Origin of the sequence: Sorangium sp. So ce1504 (assembly GCF_051521635.1) — a bacterium.
GTDB lineage: Bacteria > Myxococcota_A > Polyangia > Polyangiales > Polyangiaceae > Sorangium > Sorangium cellulosum_B.
In genome coordinates, this window is record NZ_CP150365.1 from 11,617,646 (window position 1) to 11,633,353 (window position 15,708).

9 protein-coding genes are annotated in these 15,708 nt (G+C 72.0%); 5 read left to right on the top strand and 4 right to left on the bottom strand.

Annotation, left to right across the window (positions count from 1 at the left end; translation table 11 throughout):
• Nucleotides 1-12: 12 nt before the first annotated feature.
• Entirely contained in the window at nucleotides 13-1,446 is a 1,434-nt protein-coding gene (locus WMF39_RS43820; RefSeq protein ID WP_437742366.1) for a hypothetical protein, read from the bottom strand.
• A 936-nt stretch (nucleotides 1,447-2,382) separates the two neighbouring features.
• On the opposite strand from WMF39_RS43820, the gene WMF39_RS43825 reads away from it, so the two are divergent.
• Nucleotides 2,383-4,704, top strand: a complete 2,322-nt coding sequence (locus tag WMF39_RS43825) for an SdrD B-like domain-containing protein (RefSeq protein WP_437742367.1) — start codon at nucleotides 2,383-2,385, stop codon at nucleotides 4,702-4,704.
• Nucleotides 4,705-5,141: 437 nt separating this feature from the next.
• Nucleotides 5,142-5,612 carry a response regulator gene (locus WMF39_RS43830; protein ID WP_437295895.1) on the top strand — a complete coding sequence of 157 codons (471 nt, stop codon included), beginning with the start codon at nucleotides 5,142-5,144 and terminating at the stop codon, nucleotides 5,610-5,612.
• A 55-nt stretch (nucleotides 5,613-5,667) separates the two neighbouring features.
• Here WMF39_RS43830 and WMF39_RS43835 read toward each other — a convergent pair whose 3' ends face one another.
• Nucleotides 5,668-8,511 carry an Eco57I restriction-modification methylase domain-containing protein gene (locus WMF39_RS43835; RefSeq protein WP_437742368.1) on the bottom strand — a complete coding sequence of 948 codons (2,844 nt, stop codon included), beginning with the start codon at nucleotides 8,509-8,511 and terminating at the stop codon, nucleotides 5,668-5,670.
• Nucleotides 8,512-8,826: 315 nt separating this feature from the next.
• On the opposite strand from WMF39_RS43835, the gene WMF39_RS43840 reads away from it, so the two are divergent.
• Together WMF39_RS43840 and WMF39_RS43845 are read left to right on the top strand one after the other, a co-directional pair.
• The gene (locus WMF39_RS43840; protein ID WP_437742369.1) at nucleotides 8,827-9,573 is read left to right on the top strand and encodes a DsbA family protein; all 747 of its coding nucleotides are present in this window, start codon (nucleotides 8,827-8,829) and stop codon (nucleotides 9,571-9,573) included.
• Between the two features lie 103 nt (nucleotides 9,574-9,676).
• Complete coding sequence (locus WMF39_RS43845) at nucleotides 9,677-10,756, top strand: hypothetical protein (protein ID WP_437742370.1); 1,080 nt, start codon at nucleotides 9,677-9,679, stop codon at nucleotides 10,754-10,756.
• A 93-nt stretch (nucleotides 10,757-10,849) separates the two neighbouring features.
• On the opposite strand, the gene WMF39_RS43850 is transcribed toward WMF39_RS43845, so the two are convergent.
• Both WMF39_RS43850 and WMF39_RS43855 read right to left on the bottom strand, forming a co-directional pair.
• Nucleotides 10,850-11,779: a LysR family transcriptional regulator gene (locus WMF39_RS43850; RefSeq protein WP_437742371.1), complete on the bottom strand. Its 930-nt coding sequence runs from the start codon at nucleotides 11,777-11,779 to the stop codon at nucleotides 10,850-10,852.
• A 277-nt stretch (nucleotides 11,780-12,056) separates the two neighbouring features.
• Nucleotides 12,057-13,460, bottom strand: a complete 1,404-nt coding sequence (locus WMF39_RS43855) for a glycoside hydrolase family 6 protein (protein WP_437742372.1) — start codon at nucleotides 13,458-13,460, stop codon at nucleotides 12,057-12,059.
• A gap of 753 nt (nucleotides 13,461-14,213) precedes the next feature.
• On the opposite strand from WMF39_RS43855, the gene WMF39_RS43860 reads away from it, so the two are divergent.
• On the top strand, nucleotides 14,214-15,509 hold the full coding sequence (locus WMF39_RS43860; protein ID WP_437742373.1) for a metallophosphoesterase: 1,296 nt from the start codon (nucleotides 14,214-14,216) through the stop codon (nucleotides 15,507-15,509).
• The last annotated feature ends 199 nt before the right edge of the window (nucleotides 15,510-15,708 follow it).

The following is a 15,708-nucleotide window of genomic DNA, read 5'->3' on the forward strand; positions in this document are numbered from 1 at the left end:
AGTGTGGCGCGATCAATTGAGCAGCAGCAGCTGCGTGCCGTCCTTCCCGCAGAACATCGCCTCGCTCGGATAGCGGTCGCCGCAGGTTGGGCAGATCTTTCCACGAGCCCGCAGCGTCGGCCGGACCGGCGCCGCGGCTGGCCCTGCGGCGCCCGCGAGCGAGGCCCCCGAGGGCGCCGGCGCGCCCTCGGCGCCTGCGCTGTCGCGCTCGCCGGCGGCGCCGGCCGTGGAGGCCGGGCCTTCCACGTCGCTTCCTGTCCGCCGGCGGCCTCGGCGGAGCAGGATCAACCCGGCAAATCCGAGGCAGGCCGCGACCCCGCCCACGATGGCCACGAACAGGTTCTTGCGCTGGCGTCCCAGGTCCTCGCCCGAGGTCGTGCGCCCGCCGATGGTGCCGGCCGCGATCACCACGACGGCGGCCTGCTCGCTCTCGCCGGCATCGTTGAGCCCGCTCGCCGCGAGGAGCGCGTCGTAACGATCGGGGCTCGTCACCTCGATCGCGACGGTCACCCCCTTGCCGGCGACGGACGCGACGAGGCCGAGCGCCCCCTCGCCCGCGCCGGCGCCGAGCGAGAGGGCGCCTGTCGCGTCGACCGTCGCAGCGGAAGCGAGCGGCCCCGGCGCGATCGACCACGTGGGCCTCGTCGGGAGCGCGCACCCCGCCGCATCCATGACCAGCGCGCGGAACTGAAAGCGTTCGCCCGGCCGCATGAGCTTGCGCGACGGCGTGACCTCGAGGCGCGCCGGCTCGCCGGGGGCGTCGCAGGTGCGCGACGCCGCGGGTTTCTTCTCGGCTGCGGCGGGCGCCGCGGGCGGAGCGCTCACGACCGGCGGCGGAGCGCTCGCCACCGGCGGCGGGGCGCTCGCCGCGGGGGGCGCTTCGCCCTCGCGCCGGACGAGCGTGTAGGTCCGCGTCCTCGTGACCGACGCGCTGCAGGTCGTGTCCTGGATGATGAACTGGTACTGCCCCGTCTCCACCATGTTGATGCTGGCGTCGGTCGCCTGGGTCGTGGTGGTGACCACGGCGCGGCGGGGATCGCTGGCCGGCGTGGTGCAGCGGGTCTGCCAGGAGCGCGCGTTGCCAGACGCCGAGTGCTTGCTCCGCGCGAGCCCGGGCATCTGCTCCCAGCACTCGGCGGTGCTCCACGACCGTCCGGCGCCCGAGATCGAGAGCTCCGAGCCGTGCTGCTGGATCTGCACGGCGCCGCCCGGGGCACCCTGCGGGCGAGGCCTGGGCCCGCACGCCTGCCCCCAGGCGGAGACCGACCACTGTTCAGTGAGGGCGCTCGCGGTCCAGGACCCGCTCAGCGTCGGCAGGTCCTGCGCGGCGCCGGCGCGAGGGATGGCGACGGCGAGAGCAATGGACGCGAGCGACGCGAGCGACGCGAGCGACGCACGGCGAAGCGCGTGGAGCAGGGCCGACGAGGCGAGCAGCGGGCGTCGCACAGGCGAACCGTAGCAGCGCCCGCGCGCGGGCGGCAGCCGGCAGGCTCGAAGCGCCGCCCGCGCGGTGCCGTGCGGCGCGAGCTGCGCGAGGTGCCAGACCGCACAGCGAGCGGCGGCGCGGCCCGCTCGTTCAGCCACCGCGTCCCGCGCCCGACCATCGACCAACCACCGCGTCCAGGGCGGCGGGGCGCCCGCGGGTCCGAGGCGCAGGTCCCCGGCGTGCGTGAGCGACGAGCAGACGAGCAGACGAGCAACGCGTGACACGCAACCGCCCGGGGGCCACCGTCACAAGCGCCCGAGAGCAAGAGCCGTACAAAATGCTCACGCCGCGAAAAAGGATCTGGACAGGCAAAATAAAGATTCGTTACATTGAAAAATGGTCCCGTGCGCATTCTGCATCAAATCTCGTCAGGCACTCCCGCGTACCTGATCCGATCCTGCTCGTCCCTCGACCCCTGCGAAGGGTCGGAGAGGGCCGCTGAGCGTCGCCGCTCGCCGCCGAACGTCCAGCGCGCCCCAAGCGAACCGCGAGCTGCGCGCCGACCGTCGAGCCGGCGAGTGCTCTGGCCATCGAACTCGATGCGCCAGACTGCGCTCGTCTTCGCGGACCGCGAGCAGACCGTGAGCAGCCCAAAAGCGTCACCGCACGACCCAAAATTGTCACCGTGCAACTCGACACTTTTCTCGCACCTATCGCCAAAAAGATCTGGACACCTCCAGCTCTGAGTTGCTAACTTACACACTGTTACCTTGCGCATCCGCTCTCCGATCGAAGCACAAGCACCCGCGTACTTGATCCGATCCTGATCAGCCCGCGGGGGCTCATTCCGACCGGAGCCCGCGAAACCGACCTCGCCTGACCCGTGTGTCATGGTGCCTTCTATTCGGATGACGCTCCAGCAATGGTTCACCCGTGAGGACCTCGAGGAGCTACCAATGAAGCAGTTCGCAATCGCATCTTCTGTCGCGCTCGCCACGCTGTTCATCACCGCCACCAGCCTCGCCAACACCACCGCTCCGTCGCCCACCTGCACCGTGATCAAGCGGGGTGTCCTCGGCGACATCTACAACGCCGAGATCTGGAGCCTCGCCCCGAGCTACCACGTCCCGACCCCGTTCGAGGTCAACACCGGGTACTCCAGCTCGGTCGGAGAGAAGCGCGCATTATTCCGCTTCGATCTCAGCCCCATCCCCGCCGGCTCTCTCGTCACGTCGGCCACGTTCTACGCCCAGACGTACACGAGCACCGCGCAGACCGTGTACGTCCACCAGGTGCTCGCCCCCTGGAGCGAGGAGCTCGTCACGTGGAACAACTTCGGCGGCATGGACCCCGCCGCGTTCACCTCGTTCGTGCCCAACGTCACCGGGTGGAGCTCGGTCGATCTCACCGGGATCGTGCAGGACTGGGTGGACGGGACGGCGCCGAGCCACGGGATCCTCCTCGAGGAGGGCGCCAGCGGGAAGACGTCGTACAAGGGCAGCGCCCACACCGATGTGTCTTACCGGCCTCTCCTCGAGGTCTGTTACACGGCGCCGAAGGGCTCGATCGGCGACAAGGTGTGGTTCGACGCCAACGCGGACGGCATCGAGGACGCCTCGGAGCTCGGCATCTCCGGCGTCGTCGTCGACCTCTTCGGCGACGCGAACTGCGACGGCGTCGCCGACGGCGCCCTGCTCCAGACGGCGGTGACCGGCGCGAACGGCGTCTACCGCTTCACCGAGCTCGAGGCGGGCTGTTACGTCGTCGACGTCGACGACGCGACGCTCCCGCTCGGCCATATCCTGACCAGCGACGACGAGCCGCTCGGCGTGTCCCTCGACGCGGGGGAGAACGTGGCCAACGCCGACTTCGGCTACGTGACGTACTCGTCGATCGGCGACACGGTGTGGCTCGACAGCGACGCCGACGGGCTCTACGAGCCGGAGACCGGCGAGCTCGGCGTCAATGGCGTCCGTGTCGAGCTGTTCCAGGGGGCCCAGCTGATCGACTTCACGATCACCGGCACGAGCCCCTACACCGGCCAGCCCGGCTTCTACCTCTTCGACACGCTCCCGGCGGGCGCCTACTCGGTGGTCGTCACGTCCGACAACTTCATGACGAGTGGTCCGCTCGCTGGACAGGAGCCGACGGCCGACCCCGACGGCGGGCTCGACAACGTGGGTGCGGTCTCGCTCGGCTGGGCACAGGACCTGCTCGACGCGGACTTCGGTTACCAGCTCTCCTGCGGCAACGGCGTCTGCGGCGGTGACGAGAGCTGTTCCAGCTGCGCCGTCGACTGCGGCACCTGCCCGCCGGTCTGCGGCAACGGCACCTGCGAGAGCGGCGAGGACTGCGGGAGCTGCAGCGCCGACTGCGACGTCTGCCCGCCCGCCTGCGGCGACGGCACCTGCGACGCCAGCGAGAGCTGCAGCACCTGCGCGGCCGACTGCGGCACCTGCCCGCCGGTCTGCGGCAACGGCACCTGCGAGGCCGGCGAGGACTGCGGCACCTGCTCGGACGATTGCGGCGCCTGCCCCGCGGTCTGCGGCAACAACGTCTGCGAGAACGGCGAGGACTGCTCGAACTGCACCGGCGACTGCGGCGCTTGCCCCGCGGTCTGCGGCAACAACGTCATCGAGCCCGGCGAGAACTGCCTCGAGTGCCCGAGCGACGTCGGCGTCTGCCCGCCGGTCTGCGGCAGCGGCGTCTGCGAGGCCGGTGAGACCTGCTCGAGCTGCGCGGCCGACTGCGGCGCCTGCCCGCCGGTCTGCGGCGATGGGGTCTGCAAGGCGGGCGTCGAGAACTGCTCGAGCTGCGCGGCCGACTGCGGCGTCTGCAAGTGCTCATCCCCCGGCACCGGCTCCCCCGGCTACTGGAAGAGCCACCCGAGCGCCTGGAAGATCACGAAGCTGACCATCGGCGGCAAGACCTATACGAAGTCCCAGCTCCTCGACATCATCAGCCGTCCGACGCGGGGCGACGTCACGTACATCATCGCGAAGCACCTCATCGTCGCCAAGCTCAACGTCGGTATCGGCAACCGGTCGAGCTGCATCGAGGACACCATCGCCCAGGCCGACGCCTGGCTCAAGAAGTACCCGCTCGGCAGCAACGTGAAGGACAATTGCAGCAGGAACGCGCCGTGGGTGACCGGCAAGCCCCTGTCCGAGATGCTCGACAAGTACAACAACGGCTATCTCTGCGCCCCCCACCGCGACGACCTCGACTGCGAGGACAACCGCAACGATCGCGACCATCACCGCGGCTGCGGCCGCTGAGACGTAGACGCGAGCGTCCCCGGGCCAGCGCCCGCTCCAAGCGACCAGCCTGGAGAGCCGCCGTAGCTGGCCCAGCCCCTCCCCGCCTCCCCCTCCCCCCCGCCGTCGCTGTCCTCACCTCTAGCAAGGGGGCCGCCTCGTTCTCGGGACGGAACGTCCCTCGACGCCCGTGGGCACCCCCACACCCCCGCATGGGCGTGATCTGCCCCTCGCGCGGCAAAATGCCCCTACCCGCCCCGAAGGGGGCCCCTGCCGGCGCCGCCTACGCCTCGAACAGCGCCCCGCCAACGAGCGGGGTCGAGCCCGTCGAGACCGCTCCACCGCAAGACAGGACAGCATGGCACGGGCGCTGCAAATCCTGCGGGGCTGAGCTCCGAGGACCGCGGTAGACGGTCCAACGACGCAGCGTTGGCGGGCCCAAAGAAGGAGAAGTTGCCATGAACCTGACGGAAAGCTGGATTGGCGATAAGCCCTTGGTCCCGCCTTGCGGCTTGTTCGGCAAAGGTCAGCATATCGTCCTGGCCGAAGACGACGAGGATTTCCGGTCCACGATCGCCATGGCGCTCCGCAGCGACGGGTTCGAGGTGTCCGAGGCGCGAAACGGCCTCGAGCTGCTCGACAAAGTGGCGCCCTGCCTCGGTGGGAACGAGCCCCCGAAGCCGATCGACGCGATCGTCAGCGATATCCAGATGCCCTGCTTCTCAGGGATGGAGATCCTGGAGGGCCTCGCCGAGGTGAGGCGGCGGCCGCCGGTCATCCTGATCACGGCGTTCGGCCACCCGCACCTCCACGCGACCGCGCGCAGCCTGGGCGCCTCGGCCGTCTTCGAGAAGCCGTTCGATCTGGACGATCTCCGCAGCGTGCTGTTCAACCTGAAGGACGCGCCCGGCTTCGACGGCGGTTACTGAGGAGAACCGACGAGGACCGACGAGGGAGCGCTCCTCCGCGCGCCTCGGCCGCCGCTCAGCCGTCCGGCCGCGGGAGGGGGGTCGCCGCCGCCCAGCGCGCGACACAGCCCCGCTCCTCCTCGGTCATCTCCAGCATGTCCGCCACCATCCCGTCCAGGTGGCGCCGGGCGTCGGCCGGCAGGCCCGCGTTCGCCGGGCCGAGCTCCCGTCCGAGCGCGTCGAGCGCCGTGATCAGGGCGGCTCCCGCCGGCGGGGGCGCAGGGATCGCACGCAGGTGCGCAATCTTCACCTGCGGCATGCCCTCACGCGCGTCCCGGTGACGCGTGTAATGCCACCAGCGGACGGGAGAGGAGTTGAGGTAACAGAGCAGCGCGAACTCGCTCCAGGTGGCGTCGGAGAAGCCGGCCAGGATCGAGTTGCGGAACGGGAGGCCGTCGCTCAGCGCGGCGATCGGATAGCGGGCGGTCTGGCGGATGAGGAGCCGCACCGCCTTCCAGTCCTCGTCCTTCCGGAAGCGGCCCTTCACGCCGGCGCGATCGACGTGGTGGCGCGGCGCGCGCGCGATCAGCTCGCCCACGTCGGCGCCCTCCCGGATGGGGCAGGTGTACGGCGGCTCCGGGGCGTTCGCGCGCCGGATGCGCTCGGCGTCCTCGGCCGTCGTCTGAAACCCGCGCTCGCCGAACAGGGCCGCCGGCAGCGGGGGCAGCGCGCCGAGCCGCTCGAGGAGCCGGCGGGACACGACGTCGAGATCCGAACGCGCGAGCGGCCACGAGGCGGCCTCCGCCGCCCGCGGGGCGGCGGGGGCGAGGCGGGTCGAGAGGAGGCCCATGCACGGCTGGAACACGCCGTCGAAGGCGTCGCTGCCGAAGCTCGGAAGATCGGAGTCCACGGCGCAGAGCGCGTCGTGCGCGCGGCGCGTCGGGCCGTATCCATCGAGATCCGACACCGACGTCGGGATGACGAGGCCGAGCCGCCCGCCCGGCCGCAGCAGCGACGCGGCCCGGTGCACGAACAGGCCGTGCAGCGAGCGGTAGCCGTGGAACGCCGGGTTCCTCCGGAGGTGGAGGTGGAAGACCTCGGGCGCGATCGGCTGCGCCGCGCGGCCGACGTAGGCGACCCAGGGCGGATTGCCGATCACGGCGTCGAAGCCCGGCTCGGGGCGATCGAAGACGCCGGGGAACGCGAGCTCCCAGTGCAGGAACCGGCGCTCCTCGGCGATACGCCGCGACAGCGCCGCCCGCGGATCGGCCGGCTCGCGCGCGGCGGCCATGTAGCGCGCGAACGTGGCTGGCGCCGGCGCCAGGGCCGCGAGCTCGCCCGCCGGCGGCCAGAACCACAGGGCCATCCAGGCGTCGAGCGCCGCCTGATCCGCTCCCTCGGCGCCCTCGGGCCCGTCGCGGGGCGCTCCGTCGGCGCCCTCCGGCGGCGCGCCCTCCGGCCGCGCGGGCGCAGGAGCCTGCCGCAGCAGGGCCCGCCGCGTTTGCCGCTCCCCGGGGCCGCCCGGCAGCCGCGCGGCGGACGGGAAGCGTCCGACCTCCGCGCGCTCGGCGCCGATGAGGCTATCGCCGCAGCGGAGCTTGCCGTCGAGGAAGCTCAGCGGGAGGCGCGCGTCCTGCACGACGAGCCACAGCGATAGCCTGGCGAGGTCGACCGCGAGCGGGTCGAGGTCGACGCCGTGAAGACAGCGCTCCGCCACGAGCGCCATGGCGCGAGGGAGCGGCGGCTCGCCGGGGGCGAGGGGCGGCGCCGCGCCGGCGCGCTGCCATACATCGACGAGGCGCGCGGCGAGCTGGCGGCATGCCTCCACCAGGAACGCGCCGGACCCCATCGCGGGATCACACACGGCGAGCGCGAGGGCATCCGCGGGCGCCGCCGGCCGGCCGTCCCTGTCGAGCAGCGGCGACAGCGTGCGCTCGACGACATGCGACGTGATCTCCCGCGGCGTGTAGTACGAGCCCGCGCGCCGCCGGAGCTGCCCCGGCTGGAGGTAGAGCGCGCCCCGCGCGATCCGGTCTGGCTGCCGCGGGGACGCGCGGCGCGCGAGCGCCTGCGACAGCTCGGCCACGCTGCCGGCCGCGGCGACGCGCGCGGCAGGCCGCGCGCCGAGCTTCAGGTCCGCCACCTCCTCGAGCCGCGCGAGCCGGTCACGGCCGGGGAGGGCGAGGAGCGCCTCCAGATCCACGACGACGTGCGACGGCAAGAGCGCCATCGACTCGCCCTCGGCGATCTCGAGGTCGAAGGCGAGGAGGCCCTCGTAAAGCGTGCCGAGGTGCTCGACCTCGAGCTCGCCGTAGCGCAACGGCACGCCGTCATGCACGAGGAGCGCCGAGAGCACCCTGTGGAGCGCGCCGTCGCTGAGCCACGGTCTCCCCTCCAGGAAGGGATGGGCGTCCGGATCGCAGAGGCCGCCGCGCGCGCCCCCGGGGCCGCGATCGCGGAGCGCGCGGAAGAGCGCCGCGATCCTCGCCCACGCGCCGTGGCGGCGCTCGAGGTCGTCTCCCTGCCGTCGCCGTTCTTCCTGGAGATCCTCGAAGAGCCGGGCGAGCGGCGCGCCGCCGCCTTCCACGCCGGCGAGCAGGCCGCGCGCCTCGGCGTAGAGGAGGAAGATGAGCCGCATCAACGCGGACACGAGGCCGGCGCGGAGGCGCCGCCGCCCTTCGGCGGAGCCGGCGCACGCGACGTCGCCGCCCTGCGGATCCGCCGCCTGAAAGCCGCGGAGGACCTCGCCGAGCGCGCCCTGCGCCTGCTCGCGGAGCTGCCGCGCCACGCCGTCGGCGGACGGCGCGGATCCATCGAGGGACGCGCCCGCTCGCTTCGCGGCGCCGCGCGGGGCGAAGGCGCCGCCCCGTTCACGGTCGCGGCCCAGGGCGGCGCTGAGCTGAGGGCATTCCGAGGACACGAAGGTTCCGCAACAGCATTGCGGATGGGACGGGGTGCAGGCAAGCGCCCCGGCGCGGCGTCGCGCCGGCCCGCGCCGGGCGCGCCGCCGCGCGAACCGCCGCGGCGGGAGGAACGCCGAGAGAAGACCTCCATGTCCTGACCCCTTCCGGCGGTCTCGGCGCTTGCCGGTGTCGCTCCTCGCGCCGCGCGGCGCCCTGGAGAGGAGTCCTTCCTCGCCTGGAGGTCCTCACCCAGCACGGTTTACCGAGATCCTCGTGAAAGCATCTCTCACACGCGGCCCCATCGAGGTACGATTCGTGCCGCATGCTCGAGAATGAGTCCTGAGCTGTTCGAACCATACGCACTCGCTCATTCACGCAATTCACGCTCTGGCTCGGTGGCGCGGCGCGGCGCCCTGCTCGCCGCGCTCCTGCTCGGGATCTCGGCGTGCCACGACGCCGGCGAGACGCCGGTGCAGGAGCCCACCGGCGCGGTCACGGGCGGGATTGACCTCTATTCCGGCATTCCCCAGGACGGCATCATCCTCGGGGAGCCGAGCGCGCCGATCACGCTTGTCGAGTTCTCGGATCTGCGTTGCTCGCATTGCCGGGATTACGGGATCGAGATCTTGCCGGTGATCCTCGAACGCCATGTGAGGACGAAGCAGGTGAAGCTCGTATTCCGGAATCTCGCGTTCCTCGGTCCGAGTTCCGTGCAGGCCGCGCGCATGGCTGCCGCGGTCGGGATGCAGGATCGGCTCTTTGATTTCGTCGACCGCTTCTTCCGGCTCCAGGCGCGCGAGCGCCCGGCGATCACGGACGAGCTCCTGTTGCGCGTCGCCTCCGAGGTGCCGGGCGTGGACGCAGAGCAGGCGATGGCGCAGCGCGACAGCCCGGAGGTCGTGCAGCAGCTCGAGGCCGCGCGGGCCGAGGCGGCGGCTCTCCAGGTCCGGGGCGTGCCGGCGCTGTTCCTGATCCGGGAGGGGCAGGAGCCCCTCCGGCTCCGCCTCACCTCGATGTCGCCGGAGCCGATCTCCCGCGCGATAGAGCAGATCATGCTCGAACCGCAGCCGCCCGGGTGAACCGCCGCGACCGCCGCGACCGCCCGGGTGAACCGCCGCGACCGCCGCGACCGCCGCGCCGAGCGCCGGCGCCTCGCGCGCTTTTTGGTACGCTCACGCGGGGATGACCGCATCGCCGCTCGTGTTCCCTCCCCGCCCCCCCTCGCTGCGCGGCCGTCGCCGCGAGCTCGCGACGCTCCTGGCGACGGTTCGCGCGTCACGCCCGACCCGCGTCGCGCTCGTCGGCACCGGCGGCAGCGGCAAGTCGACGCTCGCGTGCGCGCTCGGGCACAAGCTCGCGCGCGAGCTCCCCGGCGGGATCCACTGGTTCCGGGTCGGCACATGGGACGCGCGCACGCTGCGCGGCATGCTGTCGCTCCGCTTCGGGGCAGGGCCGTCGCCGTCGCTGCCTGCGCTGCGGAGCCGCCTGCGGGCGCTCGGGGAGATGCTGATCGTGCTCGACAACCACGAGCACGACCGCGCCGTCGCCGAGCTGCTCGACGACCTCCGCGGCGAGGCGGTGACCTGGGTCATCACGGCGCGGCGCTGCCTCGTCGCCGGCGTCTCCATCTTTCCGGTCATCGCGCCGCTCGTGACGTCGGGGCGGAGCCCCTTCCCTGCGGTCGCCCCGCTGACCCGCCTGCTCCGCTGGAACCCGGTCTCCCTGGAGCTCGCCGACGCGATCGTCGGCAGCGGCGCGGCCGACGTCGCCGAGCTCCACCGGTGGCTCGTGGCGGGCGGCGTCGACCGCGTGCGGGTCATCGATCACGAGGACGACCTCCCCGAGGTCGGCCTGCTCGTCGCGTGGGCTTTCCGCGGGCTCTCGCCGCCGGCGCGGCGGATGCTCGCGGTGCTGGCGCACTCGAACGGCGACCACATCGACGAGGGCTCCCTCGCCGAGCTCGCGCGGGCCGGGCGGCGCGCCGGCGACGCGCTGGCCTCGCTGCGCCGCTTCCGGCTGGTGCAGGAGCCGTTCGCGGGCCGCTTCGCGCTGCACGCGACGGTGCGCCACGCCGTGCTGAAGCGCACGCAGATGGATCAGCGTCGCTTCTTCGAGCACTACATGGCGCTCCTCGAGCGCTCTCCGGAGCGGCTCGACCTCGAGCAGACCCACCTGTTCGCGGCCATGGACTTCGCGCACGACGCCGGGAGCGTCGCGGCCGCGCTCCGCGTGAACGATCTGCTGTCGCGGCTCTCGCTCTGACAGCGGCGCCGGCTCCGGGAGCCCGGTGCGAGCGCGAGCGTGGATGGGCGCGCGCTCGCCGCTCCTCCCTGCTCGACCCCGCTCGACGTCAGGTCACCGCGGCGCTTCCGGGCCCCCCACGTGCTGACGGCAGAGCTCGACGAGGCGCTTCAGCACCCACTGCCCCGCGGGCCCCTGCACGAGGCCTGGCCTGTGGACCACGGCGAGCGGCAGGACGTGCTCGTCGTCCCCCCACGCCGCCGGCCAGATCCGGACCAGGCGCCCGGCGTTGAGGTCGTCGCGGATCATGTGCTCTGGCAGGTTCCCCCAGCCGAGCCCCGCGCACAGGAGCTCTCGCTTGGTCTGGAGATCCACGACGCGCCAGGTGCGGGGGGACAGGACGGCCTGCTCCGGCGAGCGCGCTCCGCCGCGCTCGCTCAGCACGATCTGCACGTGCTCTCGCAGCTGCTCGGTCGCGACGCGCGCGCCTCGCGGATCGGCGGCGGCGAGCGGGTGTGTCCTGCCGACGACAGGCACCATGCGCACCGAGGTGAGGTGCTGGCGCTCGAGCCCCTGGGCCGTCGCCGTCGGCCCCACGACGCCGAGCTGGCATGTCCCGTCGAGGACGCGATCGGCGACGGCGGCCATGGTCTCGGTGTGGACGACGAGCTCCACGGTGGGGTAGACGCGCGCGAACTCGACGCAGAGATCGACGAGCGCGGACAGCGGAAAAATGGCGTCGACGCACAGCGAGACGAGCGGGTCGAGGCCACCGGCGAGCCGCTGCGCCGCGCTGCTGAGGGCGTCCGCGTCGGCGCACACCCGCCGCGCGGCGCCGAGCAGGACGCGGCCGTGCTCCGTGAGCGCCGGGATCCTCGTCGACCGGTCCCAGAGGGCGATCCCGAGCTGGCTCTCCAGGTTGGCCATCGCGTGGCTCACGGCCGACTGGACGCGCCGGAGCTTCCTTGCCGCGGCCGAGAAGCTGCCCTCGTCGGCGACCGCGATGAACGTGCGCAGCTGCTCGAGCGTGATGGAGTCGTGCACCGCGCATCACCATGCCACGGCGCGCCGCGGCGCGGTCATAGGGTGAGCGCGCGCGCCCGCCAGAGGCCGCGGGCCCTTTGCGCTGGTGAGATCCCTGAAAGCGGCGCGGCGGCCAGGACAGGCGAGGAGCGTCTTTCCAAGGGGTCTACCCTCCAGCGGGCCGCGTCGTCCGCGGGAAGGTAGACCCCTTTTTCTCACGCTCCTCGCCTGCCCCGGCCGCCGGCCGCGCGCTCAGCCGAGCGCGCTCGTCACAGCCTGAAGCAGGCCGACCCGCCCGTCAAAGCGGCGGGTTGGCGTTCTTCACGCACTCCACGAAGTACTCGTGGAACCAGGCGCCCGCCTCCGGCGCCCGCTGATCTGCGTCCTCGTAACCGCAGAAGGCGTCGAAGCGCGCCGCGCTCTTGTCGGCGGTGCCGTCGGAGTCACCCGGCGGCTTGACCCAGTAGAAGGCGTCGAGGTTCGTCGCGCCGCCCGGGTTGGCCTGGGGCCGCTGGCCCATGCCTGCGCCGATGTTGTTGCACCAGTAACCCCAGTCCGCCCGGATGTTGCCGACGCCGTTGCGGCTGGTGTCGATGATGAAGTGCTTGTCGCCGAGGCCCTCGGCCGAGAGCGCCGAGGCCATGGCATCGACGTAGTCGAACTCGCCGTAGCAGGGGTTGCTCTGCTGATCGTAGCTCTCCGAGCTGTAGCTGAGCTGCGTGTAGTTCGCGACGTTGGTCGCAAAGCCGCGGATGCTCTTCGGGCTGCCGGCGGCCTTGATGACGTCAGCGAAGATCTTGGCGCCCTTCTTCTGGTTGTCCGGCCAGCCGAGCCAGCCCGAGTGCGCCGCGTCGATGTACTGGTACACGTGCGGCATATCGAGCTCCTTGAGCGCGTGCGCGACGTTCTCCCGGTACGCCGTCTCCGTCTCCGGGGTGCAGTCCTTCGAGCCCAGGTTCGTCGCGAGGTTGGGGAGCGAATCGGGCTCGATGATCGCGACGATGCGCTGGTCCGGGTGAGCGGCGAAGATCTGCTTGATCGGGGCGATGAACTCGTTCCTGTACCGCTCGACGCCGCCGTTCTCGACCCGGAGCTCGCCGTTCGACGCCTCGGCGAAGCAGTCGCGGTTCGGCAGGTCGTACACGACGATGACCGACGTGACCGGCTTGCAGGTCTCGTTCTGGAGCTTGAGCGCCGCGTCGAGGTGGGCCGCGAGACCGTCGACCGCCGCGATCCTGTCGAGCCAGAACGCGGTGGAGATCTGCTTGACCTTCTCCATCTTCGCCTTCAGGGCCGTATCCGTCTCCTTCGCGATCGACGAGTCGACCTTGGCGATGTAACCGGGGTCCACGAACAGCGTCGTGTTCGCGAACGGGTTGCCGTTCGGCGCCGTGATGTCGACCGCAGGGGAGCAGTTGCCGCCCGACACGGCCGAGGTGGCCGTCGGGTCGACGGCGCCGGTGCTCGTCGGGGTGCCCGCGCCGCTGGTGGTCGTCGGGTCGACGGCGCCGGTGCTCGTCGGGGTGCCCGCGCCCACGCCGCTGCTCGTCGGGGTGCCCGCGCCCACGCCGCTGCTCGTCGGGGTGCCCGCGCCCGTGCCGCCGCTGCTGGTGTTGCCGCCCGTGCCCCCCGCCGTCGTGTCACCACCCCCGCCGTCCCCGCACGCCGCGAGCGCGAGGATGACCGCAACCGACGTTGCCAACCCCAGCTGATGCGTAGTCCTTCTCAGCATATTAAGCCTCTCATCACTTCAATGAAGAAACCAGGCCAATTCAACGCGTCAAATAGCGGGCCGAATTTAGACCAAAGGCCTCTCTCGGGCAAGGACAAACGACGGCTGTCCCACCCCAACGGGCATGCGTCGTAGTACGCCATGTAGGTATTTTTACGCGCATGTTGGAACAGGCGACACCTTTCGACGCGCGTCACGCTTGCGTCAACCGCGCGTCCAGCCACGAGAAGTTGCGGCGGTTCTGCAAGGGGAGAACGCGCCGGCGACGAGAGAGAACGCCGTCCCTCCAACGCAACGCGCAATCACGGCGACTCCGCAGTTGCGAGCATGGCTGGGCCTGGATGTGACACGGCAGACGCATAGAAGGGTTTCAGTTCTATTTCCTACGTTGTCAGCAGCGACAAACTCCGCCTCTCAGAGCGATAACACACACCAGGGCTGCTCGGAGCGCTGCGCCTGGCGTCATGCGAGGAGGCGACGCACGGCGCCATGGAGCGTCCGATGTCGAGGGGCGGAGTGCGCCGCTCGCCCGCGCGTGCGAGCCTTCTTGCCAGCCTTCCAGCCGGGCGCTCATGACGTGACAGCGAGGGAGATCGCGCGCCACGTCCGCGTGTCGCGGCATCCGTCGCGGCGCGTTGCCGTCATCGGGCCGTCACGGGGCGCTTTCTGGCCGACCGCCGCCGATCGGTTAGGCTTCCGTCCCCCTTTCCCGCAGAGCTTCCCATGCGTTTCGCCGCGTTCTGGCTGATCATCGTCGTTGTCCTCAGCGTCCTCGGCCTGTACGTGCATGGGCGCGCGTCCAGGCTGCTCGACCTGGGTGTGCGTGCCCGGCGCGCGCTCGCGTGCCTGCTGGCGGCCGGGATCGTCGGCATGACGGCCGCGCGGCTCGGGCGCGGCGCGCTGCCCGACGGGGTGCTCCGCGGGATGGGGCTCGCCGGCAGCACGCTCTCGCTCGGCGTCCTGATCTCCGCGGTCCTGCTCGCCGTCGTGGACCTCGGTCGGCTGATCGCGCGGCTCGGGGGCGCCGCGCTCCGGCGCGCGACGGGGGCCGCACGCGCGGAAGGCGGGACCAGCCGCCCTGCCGACGCGGCGCCCCACCCCGCGGAGCGAGGGGCGCAGGAGGACGGCGGCCCCGCGGCCCTGCCGCTCCCGCCGCCGGTCGAGCCGCCGACGCTCGCCCGCCGCGACTTCCTCGCGACCGGAGCCGCTGGCTCCGCCTTCCTCATCGGCGGCGGCAGCGCTGTGTATGGCGCGCTGCTCGGGCGACACGACTACACAATTGAAGAGGTCGCCATCCCGATACCGGGCCTGCCGCGGAGCCTGGACGGGTTCGCCATCGTGCAGCTGTCCGACATCCACCTCGGGCTGTTCGTCGGCGAGCCGGAGATGCGCGCCGCCGAGGATCTCGTGCGCGAGGCCCGCGGCGATCTCGTCGTGATGACGGGTGATCTCGTCGATTTCGATCCGAGGTACGCCGAGCACCTCGGGCGCCTCACGCGGAGGCTCGGCCCGCTCGCCCGGCATGGCGTCGCGGCGATCCCGGGCAACCACGACCACTTCGCCGGCATCGACGCGGCGCTGGGCGCGCTGGAGCGCGGCGGCGCCCGGGTGCTGAGCAACCGCGGGTGCGTCGTGGGCGGGCCCGGCGGCGCCTTCGCGCTGCTCGGCGTCGACGATGTGTGGGCGCGAGGGCGAGTCCCCGGCGGCGGTCCGGACCTCGGCCGCGCGATCGCGGACGTGCCCCGCGATCTGCCGCGCGTGCTGCTCTGCCACAACCCCGTGTTCTTCCCGGACGCAGCCGGAGAGGTCGCCCTGCAGCTCAGCGGCCACACCCACGGAGGCCAGATCAACCTCCTCGTGCGGCCCGCCGATCTGGTGCTCCCCCACGGCTACGTCGCCGGGCTCTACCAGCGTGGCGGTTCGCATCTCTACATCAACCGCGGCTTCGGCACCGCCGGGCCGCCCGCCCGCGTCGGAGCGCCGCCCGAGGTGAGCCGTATCGTCCTCGTCGCCGCCTGACGTCACGCCCGACGCGGTCCCCGTCGAGCTCGCATGGCGCCGGCGAGCGGACGGCCGAGCCCGGCGTCGATCTGCGGAGAGCCGCCGCGATCTCCCGGGCGCTCGAGGGTCTCCGGGAGTGGCGTGTTCTCCGGTTCTTGATTCCCGTGCTGAGGGTGTTCACCCTCCGGTGTGCGATGAGCGCAACACGTGCGGCCCG

Bases quoted from the DNA above. Each gene is read 5' to 3' on its own strand.
- WMF39_RS43825 (WP_437742367.1), top strand. From the start codon at position 2,383: ATGAAGCAGTTCGCAATCGCATCTTCTGTCGCGCTCGCCACGCTGTTC.
- WMF39_RS43860 (WP_437742373.1), top strand. From the start codon at position 14,214: ATGCGTTTCGCCGCGTTCTGGCTGATCATCGTCGTTGTCCTCAGCGTC.
- WMF39_RS43830 (WP_437295895.1), top strand. From the start codon at position 5,142: ATGAACCTGACGGAAAGCTGGATTGGCGATAAGCCCTTGGTCCCGCCT.
- WMF39_RS43845 (WP_437742370.1), top strand. From the start codon at position 9,677: ATGACCGCATCGCCGCTCGTGTTCCCTCCCCGCCCCCCCTCGCTGCGC.
- WMF39_RS43840 (WP_437742369.1), top strand. From the start codon at position 8,827: ATGAGTCCTGAGCTGTTCGAACCATACGCACTCGCTCATTCACGCAAT.